Origin of the sequence: Mesorhizobium sp. M0659 (assembly GCF_040320605.1) — a bacterium.
In the GTDB taxonomy this organism is placed as follows: domain Bacteria; phylum Pseudomonadota; class Alphaproteobacteria; order Rhizobiales; family Rhizobiaceae; genus Mesorhizobium.
The window spans coordinates 434,856-452,801 of the sequence record NZ_JAMYPY010000001.1 but is presented as its reverse complement, the minus strand read 5'-3'; the positions used below and the strand labels follow the sequence as shown (position 1 = coordinate 452,801).

Here is a 17,946-nt window from a genome sequence, read left to right as displayed (position 1 = left end):
GCAAGGCGACAGCCTTATTGTCCGAGCGCGCTGATACGGTCGGTCACCGTCTGGTCGCTGGCAAAGCCGTCATCCTCGCGCAGCCGCTGGCCGATCATCTTCACCAGTTCGGGATTGTCGGCGAATTTGGTGTGGTTGAAGCTGTCGCCTCCCTTGACCTTGGAGAGGTCGACCACGGTGACGCCATAAGCGGCGAGGTCGGCGGCATCCTTGTAGTCGCCGACGCGTGGCCGCGAGCCGGCGATCAGGCCCGAGAGCCGCAGCGCCCGGTCGTCGTCGGAGAGCAGCAGGATGAACGGCTTGTCCGGCTTGCCGTAGCGGCGCATCTGGCTCTTGAAGACGTCGACGTCGATGTCGGGAGAGGCCAGCACGACATCGCCGAGCTTGCCGCCGAGATCGCGGTCGCCGGTGATGGCCATCTGGCGAAGCGTTTCCATGGTCACCCAGGTTCCGAGCGAGTGGGCGACGATGTCGATGCGCCGCGCGCCGGACTGCTGCAGCATGCGCAATGTCACCTCCAGCTGATCGCGGGCGGCGCTGGCGCTTTCCTTGTCATAGACATAGTCGGTGGTTCTGGCGCCCGATGCCCAGGAAAACAGCACCGGCGTGCCGGGATAGCCGGAATCGTGGACGATCTGGGTCAGGCGGTAGACCGCGTCGTCGAAGCCGGTGTTGTAGCCATGCACGAAGACCATGACGCGGCCGCCGCGCGCGGCGATGTCGGCGTTGAGCGCGCTTGAGAATTGAGGCTGCGCATCGTAGCCGACGACCTCGGAAGCCATGAAGTATTTCGCCGGGTCGTTCGACTTGCCGCGCGAGCGGCGCTCGATCTGGCCGGTCTGGTGGGTGCCGGGAACGGTGACGGTGACGCGGGCGTAGTTCAGCGTCGCCGAGCGTTCGCCGTCGAAAACTTTGTTGGGATCGTCGGATTTCTTGCGTGTGGTGGCAATGAAGATCGAGTGATTGCCCGAGATTTCGGTCACCGGCGTGGACATGACGGCGCTGCCGAGCAGTTCCTCGGTTTTGCGGCCGCCGCAGCCGGCGATCAACAGGGCAAGTGCAAGAATGCAAATTGTCTTCAAACGCACGTCAAAAATTCCAATCGAAAGATGAATTCACTTAGAATTCACTTTGAGGCCCAAAGGCCTGTCTACCCTCGGCCCGTCTACCCTCCGCGACACCTCCCGGACAGTGAGAGTGCGGCAGAAGTAAGTCGTGTCCAGCCGAAATGTGGTCAGCGTCGGGTCACAGCCATCGCACTGTTGCGCGAAAGCCAGAATGGCGGCAGGAACGCCGGAATGTTGGAGAAGGGCAATACCTCGGGTTTGAGCCTGATGCCCAGCACGTCGCGCATGAAGGCGCGGCGCGCCTCGATGCGGCGCCATGCCTCGGGATAGCGGGCCGCGATCTCCTCGCGCAGGGACTCATCGGCAAGCGCGATACCGTCTTCGATGTTGGTGGTGAAATAGCTGGTTCCGGTCGCCGGAATGATGTCGACCTGCAGCGCCATGCGCGATTGCAGCTTGATGTCCGAGCCCGAAAACACCGGCGAATGCATCCATTCGTCGATGTGAACGAGATGGCCGGGGTTGAGCGAGACGCCGAAGAACGGGTCGCCTATGCGGTCGTGCACGGCTTTCCACAGCACGCCGCCGGCAACGCCGATGCCGATGGTCTCGTACCAGTCGACGACGGCGGCGAAATAGGGCGCGACCAGCTTGTCGACATAATCGTCTATCTCGCGCGGCAGTTCCGCGGCGCTCTCGACCAGGAAGCCAGCGCGGGCGTTGAGCGAGCCCTGGATGCCATAGGCCATGGTGACGGGATCGCCGCGCTTGATGATGTCGAGGCGCGGGCTAGGCAAGCCGTAGGGCGCACGCCTGCCGGCGGACAGCATCGGGTGGCAGCACAGGGGCAGGCCGTTGATCCCCATCAGCCGCGCGGCCTGCAATTCGCTCATGCCGGGCTCGATATTCCCAAGCACGTTGCGCAGGCCCTGCGAGGAAAAGGTCGCGGCGAATTCGAAGGACGCCAATTGGTCTGCCTCGTTGATGGCGCGTAGGCCGTCGGATGGGTTCATCAACAGGTTGGCGGCGTTGACCACCGCGCCTCTGTCTCCGGCCAGTGTGCGCAGCGTATCGGCGATGAAGGACGGCAGGTCGAGCGTCGTCTCGCCAAAGCCGCCATCGCCGGGGCCGAACGGCTTCCAGCCGATGGCGCCGATTTTCTGGCCGGCCTTCAGGCCGCAGGCGGCAAGCGTGTCGGATAGAGAGGCCGAGCGGTCGCGTGGCTGCGCCGGCAGCGAGAAGGTCTGGTAGAGGACGCGCTCGTAAGGCCCGTCGCAGATTTGGGCATAGCCCCAGCCCTCATTGCCGACGAGAAGCTTTGACTGGCTGCCGGGGACGATGACCAGCAACGTCTCCTCGAAACGCGGATCGTAACCACTGAGATAGGCGACATTGGCCGCGTGCTCGCGGTCGCCATAGACGGCAAAGGCGTCGAGCCCGGCCTTGGCGCCGCGCGCCAGCAGAGCCTCGATGCGCGCTTCGTAGGTCCGCCGCTGAACTAGCGGCATCACTGTTGGCTCGCCGAATTCAGGAAGGTCTACGGTCTTCAGGGCGACAGCCGAAACAGGCATGAAGATGGCTCCAATGGATTTCCTGCTGGCGCGTCAAAGCGGCCGCGCCGCATCGGTGGCTGCAAACGGCGAATTGTGCAATAGGCTTCGCCTTCGAACCATTCGATCCAGAGGTGACGGCGCCATGAACAGTTTCTCCTCCCGTGTCGCCACCGCCGCAGCCGCGATCCGCGAGATCTTTCCCGAAACGCCGCTGCAGGAAAACGACTATCTGTCGAAGAAGACGGGGGCTCGGGTGCTGTTGAAGCGCGAGGATCTTTCGCCGGTGCGCTCCTACAAGATCCGCGGCGCCTTCAACTTTTTCCGCAAGGCGCTTGCCGCCGGCAACGAGGCCGAGCTGTTCGTCTGCGCCTCGGCCGGCAACCATGCGCAGGGCTTTGCCTTCGTCTGCCGCCATTTCGGCAAGAAGGGCGTGGTCTTCATGCCGGTGACGACGCCGCAGCAAAAGATCGACAAGACGCGGCTGTTCGGCGGCGATTTCGTCGAGATCAGGCTGGTCGGCGACTTCTTCGACGACTGCTACCGCGCCGCCTTCGAATTCACCGAAAGTTCCGGCGCGCATATGGTGCCGCCCTTCGACCACAAGGATATTATCGAGGGGCAGGCGACGGTCGCCTATGAGATCGCCGACCAGATGCCAGGCGCGCGCATGCCCGACATCATCATGCTGCCGGTCGGCGGCGGTGGCCTGGCCGCGGGGGTGACGCACTATTTCGCCGATCAGCAACGTGACGCGCGCTACGTCTTTTGCGAACCGGCCGGTGCGCCGAGCCTGCATCAGAGCCTCGCCAGCGGCAAGCGCGTCCGGCTCGCCAATGTCGACAATTTCGTCGACGGCGCGGCGGTGGCCGAGATCGGCCGCGAGCCGTTGCGCCACCTCAAGGAGTTCGCTGCTCAGGCGGTGCGGCTGATCCCTGAGAACCGGCTCTGCGCCACCATGATCGAGATGCTCAACATCGAAGGTGTGGTGCTGGAGCCGGCCGGTGCCTTGGCGATCGACGCGTTGAAGGATTTTTCGCGCAAGGAAATCCGCGGCAAGACCATCGTCGCGCTGGTGTCGGGCGGCAATTTCGATTTCGAGCGGCTGCCCGACGTGAAGGAGCGGGCGCTGCGCTTCGAGGGGCTGAAGAAATATTTTATCATCCGCTTTCCGCAGCGGCCGGGCGCGCTGCGCGACTTCCTCGAACTGCTCGGTCCCGACGACGACATCGCGCGCTTCGAATATCTGAAGAAATCGGCGCGCAATTTCGGCTCTGTGCTTATTGGCATCGAAACCAAAGACCGGCGAAACTTCGATTTGCTGAGGGCGAATTTCGAGGCCGAGGGCGTGCACTATCAGGACATCACCGACAACGAGACCCTGGCCGGGTTCATCATATGAGCGGCACTGTCTTCGTCGCACTGTTTTCCGGCATCAATGTCGGCGGCAACCGCATCGTCCAGATGGCGGAGTTGCGGGCGTTATTCGAGGCGCTAGGCTTCACCGATGTCGCCAGCTATGTGCAGAGCGGCAATGTCGTGTTCCGGACCAAGAAGGGCGACGCCGCCACGCTGACCAAACAGATAGAGGCGGCCTTCGAGAGAAAATGGGGCTTTCACTCGCGCATCATGGTGCGCGATCTCTCCTGGTTCGAACGGTTGGTGAAGGAGAATCCTTATCCGGAAGTCGCCGGCGATCCGACCAAGCTTCACGCCTACACGCTGGAGCGCCAGCCGACGGCGGACGAGATCGCCAGGCTTGCCGAAAAATGCACCGGCCCGGAAAGCTTCGAGGTCAAGGGCGACGTGCTCTACCTCAAGGCGCCAGACGGGCTGGGTAAATCAGTGTTTGCCAACCTCATTCCACGCGTTCTGAAAGTGCCAGGCACCGCGCGCAACTGGCGGTCGGTGCTGGCGCTGCTGCAGATGGCGCGTTCGCTTTGAATCGCTTAGATCTGCGTTGCGGTTGCGATGCTAATTAAGTCTCGGCTAAACAGTTGTTTTTCTGCAACAATTTCCGATTTTCCGGCCTGGGCAGCTTAATGAATACTGCATGTCTGTGCTATGCTCTTTCCGACTGCATTGGGGAGTTTCATGAAACGTCTGCTTCTCGCATCCACTTTCCTGATTTCGGCTTGCGGCGCGACGTTCGCCGCCGACGTGATTGAGACCGTGCCGGCAGGGTTTGTCTGGTCGGGAGGCTATGTCGGCATCAACGCCGGCTATGGCTGGGGACGCGGTGACGCGGTCGACCAGACGGATTCCTTCTTCGACGAGGAGCTTGGTCAGACCCATGACGTCGATACCGACGGCTTCCTCGGCGGTGTTCAGGCCGGTTACAACTGGCAGTCCGGAGCATTCGTCTATGGCGTCGAAGCCGATCTGGGCTATCTCGGCCTCGACGGCGACAGGACTATCGTCGAAGAGCCGGACAATTTCGGATCGGCGAAACTGGGCGTCTATGGCGATCTGACGGCACGTCTGGGCTACGCCACCGACAGGCTGCTGATCTACGCCAAGGGCGGCGCGGCGGCGACTCACTACAAATTGAGTTATGGCGATACTTTCGATTTTGACGGGGTGCCCGACCCGGACAGCAGCGCATCGAGGAGCGGAGGCCGCTTCGGCTATACGATCGGTGGCGGTGTCGAATGGGCCTTCGCCGACAAATGGACCACGAAGCTGGAATACCAGTACTTCGACTTCGGCAAGGTCCGTTTGACAGATATCGAGGGCAACGACGCAAGGGTGAAGATCGACGCCCATACGATCAAGATCGGCCTGAACTACAAGTTCTGATCGATCCGTCGTTCCGACAATTCAGATGGCGTCGCAACCAAGTGACGCCATAACGTTGTCCGGGGCTGGCAGCTTCCGGCGTTCGGCGTTGCGGCTGACAGCAGATCAGGTCGCCGGAGCCTGCTTCCACTCGAAAGTCAGCTCCTCGCGGAAGGCGAAGCGCTTGATGTGATCGGCAACGACGCTCTCCATGCGCTCCAGCGATCCACTTTCATCCGTCGACACCGTGATATGCAGCGCTGCCGCATCGGCATCGAGAACCGTGCGGCCGAGCGACAGATCGATGGTGCCGTGGTTTGGATCGAACTCGACGGGAAATTTGTGCGCCCAGTGCTTGCACAGCTGCTGCAAATAGCGGCTGGCATATGCGGTGGTGACATCGGCACGGCTGGTCGGCATAAATGAATTCTCCTGGATGAGGCACTGGCTTTGTTTGGCTGGCGCGACAGGCAGGTAAATAGGTGCCGTTGCTCGAAATGGCAAAGGCGGCCGGCTTGTCGGCGCGGCCGCCTCGCTCAAGATGGCGTGATCGCTACCAGGTGCCGGTGTTCGGCATCGATGCCCACGGCTCGGCCTTGGGCTTGGCCGGGCCCTTCTGCAGCAGTTCGAAGGAGATGCCGTCCGGCGACTTGACGAAGGCCATGTTGCCGTCGCGCGGCGGCCGGTTGATGATGACGCCATTGTCCATCAGATGCTGGCAGGTGGCGTAGATGTCGTCGACCTCATAGGCGAGATGGCCGAAATTGCGGCCGCCCTTGTACTCCTCCGGATCCCAATTGTAGGTCAGTTCGATCAGCGGCGCCTTCTCAGTGATGCCGCTTTCTACATCCTCGGAGGCGGCGAGGAAGATCAGCGTGAAGCGGCCCTGCTCGTTTTCGTAGCGGCGCACTTCCTTAAGGCCGAGCTTGTTGCAGTAGAAATCAAGCGAGACATCGACGTCGGCGACACGGACCATTGTGTGGAGGTAGCGCATGGGATTTCCTCGGGGATGTTTGGGTTGCGAGGCAACATAAGGTCCACCCCGCCGAAGGGCAACGAGCATCGGACTGGAAAAGTGGTCACCGGTTTTGGAAAAATCAGATTGCTCTGACAAAACCGTCGAACACAAGTGGTTGCCGATTTCGGCAAAATCCCTTGCAAATTGCCGACCGGTTGACCGCCTTGATGGATCGTCATTGCTGCCGGCAGCGACGCCGGCAAACAACAAGTCAGCTATTCCTGTATTCAACCGTGAAAAAAGGCACGGCAGGTCTTGCACACCCCGGAAGCGGCGGTGTTAATCTAATGTCAAGAATCACTTGCGGTTTTCTTGAAAAAAAGGGGGCGTTCTTATGGGGGATAAGGCCTCTTTCACGAGGCGGGATGAGAACCTTGACGGCGCCCTGAAGCGCGACAGTGGCGGCGATAGCGCCGACCTTGTCGAAATCGCCGGCGCCATCAAATGGTTCGACGTGGCCAAGGGCTACGGTTTCATACTACCCGATGACGGTTCTTCGGGCGACATCCTCCTCCATGTCACCTGCCTTCGAAAGGACGGTTTTCAGACGGCATTGGAGGGCGCGCGTGTCGTGTGCCTTGTCAAGCACGGCGACCGTGGTTTGCAGGCGTTCCGGGTGCTGTCCATGGACACCACTACGGCGATCCATCCGGCCGAGATGCAGGAACAGCGCACCCATGTGGCGGTGACGCCGGAAAGCGGGCTCGAGCGGGCGCTGGTCAAGTGGTTCAACCGCACCAAGGGCTTCGGCTTTCTGACGCGCGGCGAGGGCACCGAGGATATCTTCGTCCATATGGAGACGCTGCGCCGCTATGGCATCACCGAGCTCAGGCCCGGACAGGTCGTGCTGGTGCGATTCGGACGCGGTGACAAGGGCCTCATGGCTGCCGAGATTCACCCCGATATGGGCACCTTGCCGGTCGCGCATTAGGACGCGAGCCTTCCTGAGGAAGTCAGGACGGCGTTTTTCTTGGTTTCACCACGATCTTATCCGAATACCTGAGACCACTTTTAGGGATCATGGTCTTTGGTCGAGGATTTCCAATGGCGTACAGGAACTGGCTGACAGCGGGCGCGCTCTGCGTCATCGTTGCGGTAGCCGCAGGCGCTTACTTCTATTCCGGGCAGCCGACCGCATCCCAGCAGACGATCGCCGGCGGTCAGGCGATGATCCTTCCCGTCGATCCGACACCCTTGGTCGTGGCGACGAAAGGGGGCGATAAATCCTTTTCGATCGAAGTCGCCGACACCGACTCGGAACGCGAGGCCGGCCTGATGTATCGCCAGGATATGGCCGACAATCATGGCATGCTGTTCGTCTTCGAGATGCAGAAGCAGGTCGGCTTCTGGATGCACAACACGCCGATGCCGCTCGACCTGATCTTTGTTGGACAGGACGGCAAGGTGCGGGCCGTCAAGCACGGCACTCCATTGTCCGATGCAGTCATCTCGCCGGGTGTGCCAGTGCGCTTCGTGCTGGAGCTCAAGGCCGGCACCGCCGCCAAAAACGGCATCGACCATGGCGATCTGCTGCGCCATCCGGCCGTCGGCACGGTGTCCGGCCCCGGCATGCCGCCATCGGACAAGGGCAACGCGCCCACGCCCGGCGCCGGCTGAGCCGCTCCCGATGCAATTCTTCTCCCATGACGGGTTCGACTTCGCCTTCCTCGACCGCCGGCCGGCGTTGGGGGCGGGCGATCCGGTGCTGATGATCCACGGCTTTGCCTCCAGCCACTATGTCAACTGGGTATCGCCCGGCTGGTTCAAGACGCTGAACGATGCCGGCTATCGCGCCATCGCCTTCGACAATCGCGGCCACGGCTCGTCGTCGAAAAGCTATGACGAGGCCGACTACACCCCGGCCAAAATGGCTTCGGACGCGGCGGCCCTGCTCGACCATCTCGGCATCGGCCGCGCGCATGTCATGGGCTATTCGATGGGCGCGCGCATCGCGGCGTTCCTGGCGCTGTCCGATCCCGACAAGGTGGCGACGCTGGTCTTCGGCGGCCTCGGCATCGGCATGGTCGACGGCGTCGGCGACTGGGATCCGATCGCCGAGGCGCTGCTGGCCGACGATCCGGCCGCCACCAGCCATCCGCGCGGTCGCTCCTTTCGCGCCTTTGCCGATCAGACGCGCAGCGACCGCCGGGCATTGGCTGCCTGCATCGCCACGTCGCGCGAACTGCTCAGCGAACACGACATGACGCGCATCGCCCAACCGACGCTGATTGCGGTCGGGACGACAGACGATATCGGCGGCTCGCCCGACGAGCTCGCCGCGCTGATGCCGAACGCCAAGGTGTTTCACATAGACGGCCGCGACCATATGCTGGCTGTGGGCGACAAGACCTTCAAGCAGCGGGTTTTGGAGTTTTATGCCGAAAATCCGCTTTAACCGGTAAGCGATTTTTCGGGCGATATGGATTGGGCGGCCGGCGAGGAGTGGCAAACAATGGCTCAATGGGGAAGAAGCGCCGACGCTCTGCCGGGCGCCGTCGTGACAAGCATGTTCGGCAAGCGTTCCGTCATCCTGGCGCTGCTCGCCTTCGGTGCCGGTGTGATAGCGCTGACCACAATGGTGGCGCTGCCGGCCCACGCATCCGAGCGTGCCCAGAACATCGCCACGGCTTTCTTCATGGCGGTTTTCCTGCTGGCAGGGCCGTTGGCGCATATTGCCGGATTGATTTTCGGGCTGATGGCGCTGGTGCGTTCGAACGATAGCCGCGTGCTTGGGGTCGTCGGCATCCTGCTCAACGGCGGCTCCCTGGCGGTTGGCTTCCTGCTGCTTGTGGCAATGGCATCGACGATCGGCGCTTTCACCTGATCGGGGACGAGTAATGGCCGGATGGGGAAGAAGCACGATAGCAATGCCCGGCGTGGCGGGGCGGAGCAGCTTGGGCAAACGCTCGGTGATCCTGGCCCTGCTGGCGTTCGCAATGGATTTTGCGGCGGTGGTCACGCTGGCGTTGATGCCAGGCGAGGCGTCGCTGGCCGCTCAAAACGTCCTCGGCGGGGTTTTTCTGGTGGTGTTTCTCGTTGCGGCGCCGCTGGCGCACATCACCGGCGTGGTTTTTGGCTTGATGGCACTGGGACGTTCAAACGACAATCGTGTCCTCGGCATCGTTGGTATCATCCTCAACGGGCTGTCGTTGGTGATCGGCCTGTTCTTTGTTTGGGCGGCCACCAAGTCCGTTGGCGCCTTCAGGTGATCGATCTTCGTCTGGCTTGCAGCCGGAGGCGGTGCCGCTTTTGTCACCTATATGGACATGCGCGAACCGAATTCGGCGCCGGCTTTCGACTGCCCGCTATCGGGCGCCACGGTGGCGCGTGAAACACTTGATGTGGCCGACTACATCAGCCTCTACCACGCGGTCGGCGAGCCCGTGCAATGGGACCAGCGGCTGCGCATGCCGGCGGAAGACCTCGAGCGCCTGCTGGCGCTGCCCTCGACACATATCCACGTGCTGCGCGTCGAGGGCGTCGCCGCTGGCCTGTGCGAATTCAACGGCGTCGGCCAGCCTGAGGTCGAGCTGGTTCATTTCGGGCTGATCCCCGTCTTCCACCGCCGCAGGTTTGGGCCATTCCTGCTCGACCAGCCGCTTCGCGCCGTCTGGTTGCATGCGCCGCAAAGGGTCTGGCTTCACACCGACACCTTCGATCACCCTGGCGCGCAAGCGGTTTACCGGCGCGCCGGTTTCAAAGCCTATGCGCAGCGCATGGAGACCTTTCCGGATTAGGGTTTGAGCGTTTCGAGCGACCGCGCCATGTTTTGCCTGGCTTGGGGCTCGAACCTCTGGCGGAATTCCTGCGAGTGAAAAATATGCTGGCGCGCGAGGAAAGTCTTGAGAATCACGCCGCGGCCGGCGCGCCACATCGGCTCCTCGACCCAGCCATATTCGCGGCGGACCGCTTGTTCGTAGGCGTCGAAAGCGTCGGGTGACGCACCCAGGATCGCCAGGTCCATGTCGAGGAAAAGCGCTGCGTCGCGGAGGGCGTTCTCATCGGCAAGGCCCCGTGGTTGAAGGCTGGGCAGCTCATGCGTGGCGGTGGCGACGATCATCGCCGCTATGCGGCCGAGGCGCTCCGGATCGGTGCGGGCGCCAAGTTTGTCCTGAGCAAGTGCCGCACTCCTGGCCTCGTTGTCCTTGGCGCGGCTGTCATAGATGGCGTCATGGAACCAGATTGCGGCTTCGACGGCGCCGGAATCATGCAGCGATGCTCGATATTCGTCCGCCAGCGCCAGCAACGCCTCTATATGGGCGAGGTTGTGATAGTGGCGATCCGGAGCTTGATAGAGCCGGCAAAGCGCGCGTTTCAGCGGGGCGTCGATCAAGGGTTCGTTTTCCATGGCGGCTTGAATTTCCGTGAACCAAATCCATTTCACCGAGCACTAAGGAAAATTGAGTTCAATCGTGCTATGATCTGGCTTATATGTGCCGCCGGAGAATAGGCAAGCGGCCAGGACGCAGGACAAGACGTCGATGAACAGCATCAGCATTTCCCGCCCCACAAAGGTGCAGCCGGTCGATCCGATCTGGCGTTCGGTCCGCGACGAGGCGATGGAAGCGGTCAACCGCGACCCGCTTCTGGCGGCGTTCCTCTATTCGACCATCCTCAACCAGGAGAGCCTGGAGGAAGCTGTCATCCATCGGCTCGCCGAGCGGCTCGCGCATCAGGACATCGGCTCCGACCTCATCCGCCAGACGTTCAAGTCGATGCTGGCCGACGACAAGGAATGGTCGTCGATCGTTCGTGTCGACATCCAGGCCTATTACGACCGCGATCCGGCCTGCGACCGCTTCATCATGCCAGTGCTCTATTTCAAGGGTTTCCATGCCATCCAGACGCACAGGCTGGCACATTGGCTGTGGAATCAGGGCCGCAAGGATTTCGCGCTCTATCTGCAGAGCCGCTCGTCCTCGGTGTTCCAGACCGACATCAACCCGGCCGCCCGCATCGGCAAGGGCATCTTCATCGACCACGCCACCGGCCTCGTCGTGGGCGAGACGGCGGTGATCGAGGACGATGTGTCGATCCTGCACGGCGTGACGCTGGGCGGCACGGGCAAGGCCGGCGGCGACCGCCACCCCAAGATCCGTTACGGCGTACTGATCGGCGCCGGCGCCAAGATTCTCGGCAATATCGAGATCGGCCATTGCTCGAAGATCGCGGCAGGCTCGGTCGTGCTGTCGCCGGTGCCGCACAACAAGACGGTTGCCGGCGTACCGGCCCGCGTCGTCGGCGAGACCGGCTGCGACCAGCCTTCGCGGCAGATGGACCAGCTTTTGCCGTCGCAGTCGATGGACCAGGTCGTCAGCTTCGACATCTGATTTGCAACACCCGGCGCGCCGGACTGAAGTCCGGTTGCCGGCGCCGTTGCCTCTGAAGCATGATGCCGAAAAGTGTGAGGCGGTTTTCGGACGACATCATGCTCTACCTCCTTGATTTAGAGGCGGATTTGGATTCGACCTGAAATCATCCGGCCCCAGGGTGCCTTTACATCGCCATTGTCGACGTGCCAGAAGCGCGTTCCAACGAGCAAGCCCGACGATCGGAGAAGACTTTTGAAGCCGGACGAAATCAGAAAGCTGGACGCCTATTTCAAGCGCGTCTTCCAGAATCCCAAACTCGAGGTGAAGGCGCGGCCGCGCAAGGAAGATTCGGCCGAGGTCTATGTCGGCGACGAGTTCCTCGGCATCGTCTTCAAGGACGAGGACGACGGCGACTATAATTTCTCGATGGCGATCCTCGACATCGATCTGGCCTGAGCCCAGAGGGCTACGGACTTCGGCGATTGGCGGCAGCCACCTGCGCCATCGTCATCCCGGGGAGAAGCAGCCGCACAGCGGCGTCGCTGAGACCCTGGGATACATTCCGGGCCTCGGCTCAGGAATGTGGCGGTCCAGAACTGCCTCTGCTGCTTCCCAACAGTAATTCTGCACCGCTTCGCTGCCTTAAGGGCATGGAACGGATCCTCGGGTCCGCGCGGCTTCGCGCCCGTGTATGACAAAAGCAGAGGGCCGCTACCGTGCGGTCTTTAAGACGCGCGTGGCCTCGGCGACGATAGCGGCGTCAAGCGCCGGCCAGTTGCCCAGCAACTCCCGGGGAAAGCGGTAGGTCAGGCTGAGGCTGTCGCCGACCTGGATGTCGCGCTCGCAGGGCGCCAGCGATTCCTCAGCGCTCGGTCCGCTCAGGCAGCGGGCGACGAACGGGTCCTTGCCGGCCCGGCCGGCGACCGCGAGCACCTCGTTGAGATAGCCTGATTTTTCCGTAAAACCGTAAATCGTCGTGCCGCCGGGGCCGGGCGCGCCGGGCTGGCTGATGAGCGCGCTATAGATCGGCGCGAAACGGCCGCTCATGTCGCGCGACATCATCTGCGGTTCAAACGACAGGAAGATGATGTTTTTGGCGGCCCCCGTGTGGTTGAAATCGTCGCGGGCGGCTTCGCTGTAGCCGTCCATCTGGGGATAGCGCAGATAGAGGTCGAGGCGCGAAGCGATGCCGTCGCGCCGCGCCTGCAGGAAGCGGATGGCGTTGGCCGGCACGGCAATGACATTGTTGCCGATCACTACCCTGTGGACCGTGGTGTCGTCGGTGTAGCCGGCCATGGCGATCGAGCGGCCGAACCATTTTCCGCCAAGGCTGATCGCCAGCGACAGCAGCGCCAATGCGGCAAAAGCATAGAACACCCGCTTCATCAGCACGGAATCGACGACGTTGAACTCTTCTGCGGTCGCTGCCTGCTTCATCGCAATCCCCATAGTCGCCGCCCTCTGTCCCTGGGCGGCACACATGCCGCGGCATGGCTCTTGCTGCGCTGGACGCGACTGTGCGATTTCATGGTAAACGGAAGGTAAAGATGAGCCTGCTACTGCCCGTTCTCTTCGCTTTCGCCGTCGGCCTCACCGCCTGCGGGCTTACTGGGTCCGTGATGGAACTGGCGGCGGGCCGCCGGCTTGCCTTTGCCGAGCCTTATGTGTCGCCGGCGTACATCCTGCGCTCGCTGGCCGCGACCGCTTGCGCCGGGCCGTTCATGCTCGCCAACGATGCGCTCGATGCGCGGCGCGAGGGCCGCATTTCGACGCTGATGCTGATGTCCTGCGGCTGCACGGTGATCGCCTGGGCGCTGACGCTGGGCATCGTGCTGATCGCCATTGCCTCCTGGGGCATTGGCTCTCCTGGTGCGCTTCAGCTTTTGGTGGAATCGCTGGCGCGGTATTTGCCTTGAGGCAATTGCTGGGGGAAACCGCTACGCGGTTTTCCCAGGATTGTTCTAGGGTTTGTCCTGGCCTGCGACGAATCGGAGACTGCAAATGCCGACCTATGCAATCGACGGAAAAGCGCCCCGTTTCGAGGATCCCGACAGCAACTGGATCGCGCCGGACGCGACGTTGATCGGCGACATCAGCGTCGGTCGCAATGCCGGCTTCTGGTTTGGCGTGGTCATCCGCGGCGACAACGAGGCGATCGTCATCGGCGCCGACAGCAATGTCCAGGAACATACGGTGATGCACACCGATCCCGGTTTTCCCCTGACGATCGGGCCGGGCTGCACGATCGGCCACCGCGCCTTGCTGCATGGCTGCACGATCGGCGACAACAGCCTGATCGGCATGGGCGCCATAGTGCTCAACGGCGCCAGGATCGGCAAGAACTCGCTGGTCGGCGCCGGCGCACTGGTCACCGAGGGCAAGGAGTTCCCCAACAATTGCCTGATCGTCGGCTCGCCCGCGCGGGTGATCAGGACGCTGGACGATGCCGCGGTTGCCAGGCTGCGCGTCTCGGCCGCGCACTATGTCGCCAATGGCAAGCGCTTCAAGGCCGGGCTGAAGAAGGCCTGAACTCTATTAATGTTTGACGTTGATCTTTTCCGAACGGCAGGTCAGCGCAGCAAAAATCGTTTCTCGCTTTCGCTGACGCGGTCCTTCGGCTCGGGATCATGGTCTGAAATGGTGGAGCCGGCCCGGGGACGGGGCCGGCTCCTTAAAACCCGGTCGTTGGGGACGGGGAGGGTGGGGACTCGACCGGGCTTTCTCGTTAGGCACGTCGCATTATTCGATGTGCTTGACCTCTGTGATGGCGTCCTAGCGGACGCTGGCAACCGCGTCGGCGCGACCGTCGTTGATCGTCACCCACACGCCGGAATTCTGGTCGGACTGGCGCTTCAGGTAGGTATAGTCGGTGTCGGTCCAGGACAGCACCTTGGACTCCAGATTGTCGAGGATGAACTCGCCGAGGCTGGTGCGCACGGTCAGCACCGCGTGGCCGTCGCCATTTTGTTGGCGCGCCACGGTCATCAAGAGATTGCCGGCGGGAACGCCGAGCGCCATCAATTCGCGGCGCTTCTCCAGCGCATAGTCCTCGCAATCGCCGAAGCCGCTGTCGGGATAGGACCAGACCTCTTCCTTACCCCACATTTCCATATCGGTGCGCGGCACGATCCGGGTGTTGACCGAATTGTTGACGTCGACGATCGCCGCCCACAGCTTGCGGGTCAGTTCGACGGGCGCCTGCTTCGGCGTGCGCTGAGCGCACTCCTGCGGCAGCTTCTGGCAGAATTCGTAGTGACCGACCGGCTGTGTCGTGCGGCCGCCAGTGTGCATGTAGGCCGGTCCTGCTGCTTGCGCCGTTCCCCAAGCGGAAAGCTGCATCGCCATTGCCAAGAGCAACAGCTTGCCCCACGTCTTTGCCATTCGTCAGTCTCCCCGTTTGAGGAGACAATGACAGCGTTGGATTTATTTGACGCAAAAACCCGAAGTAGACATTGAGTAAAACCTCAATAGAATACGCGTAAAATTTGATCTATTTGAGTATAAAATCGTTCAGGGTCTCGGCGTAAAACCGCGGTGTCGGGGCGCGGATTTCCGGGTGGAGCCGTGGATTTGCTGCGTGCCGCTACAAGCTGGAGAGGCAGGCGGAACGCCGGCAACAAAAAACCGGCCGCGCAGGGCCGGTTCGTTTTTGCTGCCTGTTGCCGATCGTTCAGGCGCGCGGGGCGTTGAACTCGGAATCGAGCGTTTCCGGGCGTTGGATGACGGCGAATTCGATGGCAACGCCATCCTCGAAATGACGCACCACCTGGCCACGCATGGTGCCCAGCATGACCTGGATGCCGAGCGCCGGCTTGACGTCGATCTCGACCGCCGCGCCCGACAGCGACAGGTCGATGATGCGGCACTGATACTGGCGCCCGTCGGTGAGCTGCAGGACGCTTGTCGGGTTGCGCGGCGCCACGCGTTCGTGGCGACGGTCTTCCGGCAGGTCGAGTTCATGCTTGTTGGCGAGCCAGGTCAACTGCGCGGCCAGTTTGTCCTTCTTGCGATCCGAGGCAATGACGGTCATGGCAAAGCCGTCCTGCGAAGTGCGCGTCACCACGCCCTCGATGCGGCCGATATGATCGATATAGGCAATGATTTTTTCGCCCGGCATGCCGACGCGCTCGGTGCGCAACGCGACATTGCCCGGCGACATATCGACGACCTGGCAGGGGTGCTCGGTGCGGTCCTCCAGCATGAAGCGCCCGTAGATCTTGACCCGGACGCGCTGAAAATTACGCCTTTCGGCGCGGGACGGCGCGTATTCGACCGCCGCTGACCTCATGACTGCCTACACCCCGTTGGCATTCCCGCGTCGTGCGTGGAATCTCGGCCAAAACTACAGCCAAGCAGGTTAACAAAGGAGAAAAGCGGGTCGCCGATAGTTAAGATTAGCGCCGGCTTGGAGACTATTGCTCGCGCCCGCCGTCGAACACGACGAGGTGGCGGATACGGCGCGACCGACCGAGCGCCGAGATGGTCTCCGGCGCTTCGAGTTCGGGAGCCAACGACGGAACGGATATTTCCGGCCGGTTTTTCAGGAACATCGGTTCCTTGTCGGGATCGATGACCCGGATGGCGTCGATCAGCGCGTCGGTGATCGGGTCGGCGCCCAGCCAGAACGGCTTTTCTACGGCGCTGATGACGCCGAGGCAGCGCGGGTTCTCGACGCCGCCGTCGAGCGGCAGCGCAAGCAACTCGAAGTGGTTGGACCGGCCGCTGCGGCTGAACCCCTCATAAGTGATCAGCACCACGGATTTCTGCTCGAAAACGCCGTGAATGAGGCGCGACACCAGCCGCTGGTCCTTCTCGCGCCATAGCGAGGGGAACGAAAAACCCTTGAGCTCGCGGCCGTAGCCGGCGCAAAGCCTGGTGCCGGCAAGCCGGAACACCGCTTCGCCGCGCGTATCCCTTTCCAGGATGAAGGTGTCGGCCAAAAGCGCCTTGATATCGGCTGGTTCGACTTCCGAACGCTTTGGGGCAGGACGTCCATGACGCAGGCGATTCCAATAATGGAACAGCGCGATTGATCCGTTCTGGTTCATGCTATGAAACTCCGCGCATTCTGCCGTCTGATGGTTCCATCGGTGAACAGAAAGGGCGCCCTCCGATGACCTACATGCGTTCCGGAGCAGGATGCGTGCCAGCGTCGTTAAGACTTGTTCACGGGTCGGGGACGTTAAGGTTAACAAATGGTTTACGTTGCGCGCACAGGCTCGCCATGGCACACCAAAACCACTCCAGAAGCGGTCGTTTCGCGACGACCGACAGCACTTCGGTCAATAGTTTTAGGGGAGCAGGGGGCTCGACCAGCCGTTCAAGGGAAACCTTGGACGGCTTCTTTTTGATTCGCGGTTTGTGATTCGCGCTTTGTGATTCGTAGTTTGTGATTTGTCCGGGCATGGCCTAGATGCTCGCGACACGCAAATCCCTGGATCAGAGCATATGAGCGAACCGGCCGGCCCCCTGGAGACCGAACAGACCGCGGAGGCGCCGCCGCCGCGGCGCGAGCCGGTGTTCAACCTGCCACCGGCGGTGCTGGCGGTGATCGGCATCTGCGTTGCCGTCTTCCTGCTGCAGCAATATGTGCTGACCGAAGAGCAGCAGATAACATTGCTCACCGACGGCGCCTTCATTCCGGTCCTCTACACCGGCCAATACGGTTTCGACTGGTTCCTCTTCACCCGTCCTTTCACCTATGCCTTCATGCATGGTGGCGTTGCCCACATTGCCATCAACATGGTTGCGCTGGCCGCCTTCGGGTCGCCGCTGGCCAACCGTCTCGGCTGGTTCTGGTTCGCCTTGTTTTTCGCCGCCACCGGGCTGGCTGCGGTGGTGCTGTTCTGGGCGGTCCATCCATACGGCGAAGCACCGCTGGTCGGCGCTTCCGGGGCGATATCGGGCATGATGGGTGCGGCGGCTCGCTTCGGGTTCCGTACCGACCGCTCCTCCGGCAGGGCGGCATTTGCCGGTCCCGTGCTGCCGATCGCAATCGTTTTGCGCATGCGCGGCGTCGTCAATTTTCTCGGCGCCTGGATGGTCATCAATCTCGCCACCGGCCTTTACGGTCTCGGGCTCGGAGAACCCGGCCAGATCGCCTGGGAAGCGCACATTGGCGGCCTCGTCGCAGGCTTCTTCGGGTTGCGCTGGTTCGACCGGCGCTGGCGGGCGCCTGAATGGGAGATCCCCGACTACCAGCGCACCCCCGACTAGCGCAC

Annotated in this window: 23 protein-coding genes; 14 read left to right on the top strand and 9 right to left on the bottom strand. The window is 62.1% G+C overall.

The features are described 5' to 3' along the window. Positions 1–14: 14 nt before the first annotated feature. Together NKI31_RS02340 and NKI31_RS02335 are read right to left on the bottom strand one after the other, a co-directional pair. Complete coding sequence (locus NKI31_RS02340; RefSeq protein WP_023695396.1) at positions 15–1,088, bottom strand: alpha/beta hydrolase; 1,074 nt, start codon at positions 1,086–1,088, stop codon at positions 15–17. 146 nt (positions 1,089–1,234) lie between these two features. Then, on the bottom strand, positions 1,235–2,638 hold the full coding sequence (locus NKI31_RS02335; RefSeq protein ID WP_352650243.1) for an aminopeptidase P family N-terminal domain-containing protein: 1,404 nt from the start codon (positions 2,636–2,638) through the stop codon (positions 1,235–1,237). A gap of 124 nt (positions 2,639–2,762) precedes the next feature. Between NKI31_RS02335 and ilvA the strand changes: the two genes are divergently transcribed. From ilvA to NKI31_RS02320, 3 genes are all read left to right on the top strand, one after another. After that, positions 2,763–4,019, top strand: coding sequence for a threonine ammonia-lyase IlvA (ilvA, locus tag NKI31_RS02330; RefSeq protein WP_352650241.1), 1,257 nt, complete (start codon positions 2,763–2,765; stop codon positions 4,017–4,019). Beyond that, the gene (locus tag NKI31_RS02325; RefSeq protein WP_352650239.1) at positions 4,016–4,561 is read left to right on the top strand and encodes a DUF1697 domain-containing protein; all 546 of its coding nucleotides are present in this window, start codon (positions 4,016–4,018) and stop codon (positions 4,559–4,561) included. The genes ilvA and NKI31_RS02325 overlap by 4 nt, the downstream gene beginning before the upstream one ends. Positions 4,562–4,711: 150 nt before the next feature. Beyond that, positions 4,712–5,416, top strand: coding sequence for an outer membrane protein (locus NKI31_RS02320; protein ID WP_023706612.1), 705 nt, complete (start codon positions 4,712–4,714; stop codon positions 5,414–5,416). A gap of 105 nt (positions 5,417–5,521) precedes the next feature. On the opposite strand, the gene NKI31_RS02315 is transcribed toward NKI31_RS02320, so the two are convergent. Beyond that, positions 5,522–5,815 (bottom strand): DUF2218 domain-containing protein, encoded by a 294-nt coding sequence (locus NKI31_RS02315; RefSeq protein ID WP_023681521.1) that lies wholly within the window; start codon positions 5,813–5,815, stop codon positions 5,522–5,524. A 133-nt stretch (positions 5,816–5,948) separates the two neighbouring features. Then, on the bottom strand, positions 5,949–6,389 hold the full coding sequence (locus NKI31_RS02310; protein WP_023667513.1) for a VOC family protein: 441 nt from the start codon (positions 6,387–6,389) through the stop codon (positions 5,949–5,951). Between the two features lie 358 nt (positions 6,390–6,747). On the opposite strand from NKI31_RS02310, the gene NKI31_RS02305 reads away from it, so the two are divergent. From NKI31_RS02305 to NKI31_RS02280, 6 genes are all read left to right on the top strand, one after another. Then, a complete protein-coding gene (locus NKI31_RS02305; RefSeq protein WP_352650237.1) occupies positions 6,748–7,344 on the top strand; it encodes a cold-shock protein in 597 nt (198 codons plus the stop codon). A 113-nt stretch (positions 7,345–7,457) separates the two neighbouring features. Beyond that, positions 7,458–8,030, top strand: a complete 573-nt coding sequence (locus NKI31_RS02300) for a DUF192 domain-containing protein (protein WP_023691205.1) — start codon at positions 7,458–7,460, stop codon at positions 8,028–8,030. 10 nt (positions 8,031–8,040) lie between these two features. Beyond that, positions 8,041–8,808, top strand: a complete 768-nt coding sequence (locus NKI31_RS02295; RefSeq protein WP_023715801.1) for an alpha/beta fold hydrolase — start codon at positions 8,041–8,043, stop codon at positions 8,806–8,808. 57 nt (positions 8,809–8,865) lie between these two features. Beyond that, entirely contained in the window at positions 8,866–9,237 is a 372-nt protein-coding gene (locus tag NKI31_RS02290) for a hypothetical protein (protein ID WP_023695388.1), read from the top strand. A 70-nt stretch (positions 9,238–9,307) separates the two neighbouring features. After that, complete coding sequence (locus NKI31_RS02285; protein ID WP_023710587.1) at positions 9,308–9,622, top strand: hypothetical protein; 315 nt, start codon at positions 9,308–9,310, stop codon at positions 9,620–9,622. Positions 9,623–9,673: 51 nt separating this feature from the next. After that, entirely contained in the window at positions 9,674–10,150 is a 477-nt protein-coding gene (locus NKI31_RS02280; RefSeq protein WP_023710586.1) for a GNAT family N-acetyltransferase, read from the top strand. Here the strand turns inward: NKI31_RS02280 and NKI31_RS02275 are convergent. Beyond that, a complete protein-coding gene (locus NKI31_RS02275; protein ID WP_023695385.1) occupies positions 10,147–10,761 on the bottom strand; it encodes an HD domain-containing protein in 615 nt (204 codons plus the stop codon). The two genes, NKI31_RS02280 and NKI31_RS02275, sit on opposite strands and share 4 nt — an antisense overlap. 133 nt (positions 10,762–10,894) lie before the next feature. Here NKI31_RS02275 and cysE point away from each other — a divergent pair, with 133 nt between their 5' ends. After that, a complete protein-coding gene (cysE, locus tag NKI31_RS02270) occupies positions 10,895–11,743 on the top strand; it encodes a serine O-acetyltransferase (RefSeq protein ID WP_023695384.1) in 849 nt (282 codons plus the stop codon). Positions 11,744–11,977: 234 nt separating this feature from the next. Continuing rightward, positions 11,978–12,181, top strand: coding sequence for a DUF3126 family protein (locus tag NKI31_RS02265; protein WP_006200852.1), 204 nt, complete (start codon positions 11,978–11,980; stop codon positions 12,179–12,181). A gap of 255 nt (positions 12,182–12,436) precedes the next feature. On the opposite strand, the gene NKI31_RS02260 is transcribed toward NKI31_RS02265, so the two are convergent. Beyond that, a complete protein-coding gene (locus NKI31_RS02260) occupies positions 12,437–13,162 on the bottom strand; it encodes a hypothetical protein (protein WP_023667505.1) in 726 nt (241 codons plus the stop codon). A 110-nt stretch (positions 13,163–13,272) separates the two neighbouring features. Here NKI31_RS02260 and NKI31_RS02255 point away from each other — a divergent pair, with 110 nt between their 5' ends. Together NKI31_RS02255 and NKI31_RS02250 are read left to right on the top strand one after the other, a co-directional pair. Next, positions 13,273–13,641 carry a DUF6949 family protein gene (locus tag NKI31_RS02255; protein WP_023667504.1) on the top strand — a complete coding sequence of 123 codons (369 nt, stop codon included), beginning with the start codon at positions 13,273–13,275 and terminating at the stop codon, positions 13,639–13,641. Between the two features lie 85 nt (positions 13,642–13,726). Beyond that, the gene (locus NKI31_RS02250; protein WP_023715799.1) at positions 13,727–14,254 is read left to right on the top strand and encodes a gamma carbonic anhydrase family protein; all 528 of its coding nucleotides are present in this window, start codon (positions 13,727–13,729) and stop codon (positions 14,252–14,254) included. Between the two features lie 243 nt (positions 14,255–14,497). Here NKI31_RS02250 and NKI31_RS02245 read toward each other — a convergent pair whose 3' ends face one another. The 3 genes from NKI31_RS02245 to NKI31_RS02235 all read right to left on the bottom strand — a co-directional run bounded on the left by NKI31_RS02245 (position 14,498) and on the right by NKI31_RS02235 (position 16,773). Then, on the bottom strand, positions 14,498–15,106 hold the full coding sequence (locus tag NKI31_RS02245) for a transglutaminase-like cysteine peptidase (RefSeq protein WP_023695381.1): 609 nt from the start codon (positions 15,104–15,106) through the stop codon (positions 14,498–14,500). 289 nt (positions 15,107–15,395) lie between these two features. Next, positions 15,396–16,013: a PilZ domain-containing protein gene (locus tag NKI31_RS02240; RefSeq protein WP_023667501.1), complete on the bottom strand. Its 618-nt coding sequence runs from the start codon at positions 16,011–16,013 to the stop codon at positions 15,396–15,398. Positions 16,014–16,137: 124 nt separating this feature from the next. Continuing rightward, the gene (locus NKI31_RS02235) at positions 16,138–16,773 is read right to left on the bottom strand and encodes a PAS domain-containing protein (RefSeq protein ID WP_352650232.1); all 636 of its coding nucleotides are present in this window, start codon (positions 16,771–16,773) and stop codon (positions 16,138–16,140) included. A gap of 400 nt (positions 16,774–17,173) precedes the next feature. Between NKI31_RS02235 and NKI31_RS02230 the strand changes: the two genes are divergently transcribed. Next, positions 17,174–17,941, top strand: coding sequence for a rhomboid family intramembrane serine protease (locus tag NKI31_RS02230; RefSeq protein ID WP_023715797.1), 768 nt, complete (start codon positions 17,174–17,176; stop codon positions 17,939–17,941). Positions 17,942–17,946: the final 5 nt, after the last annotated feature.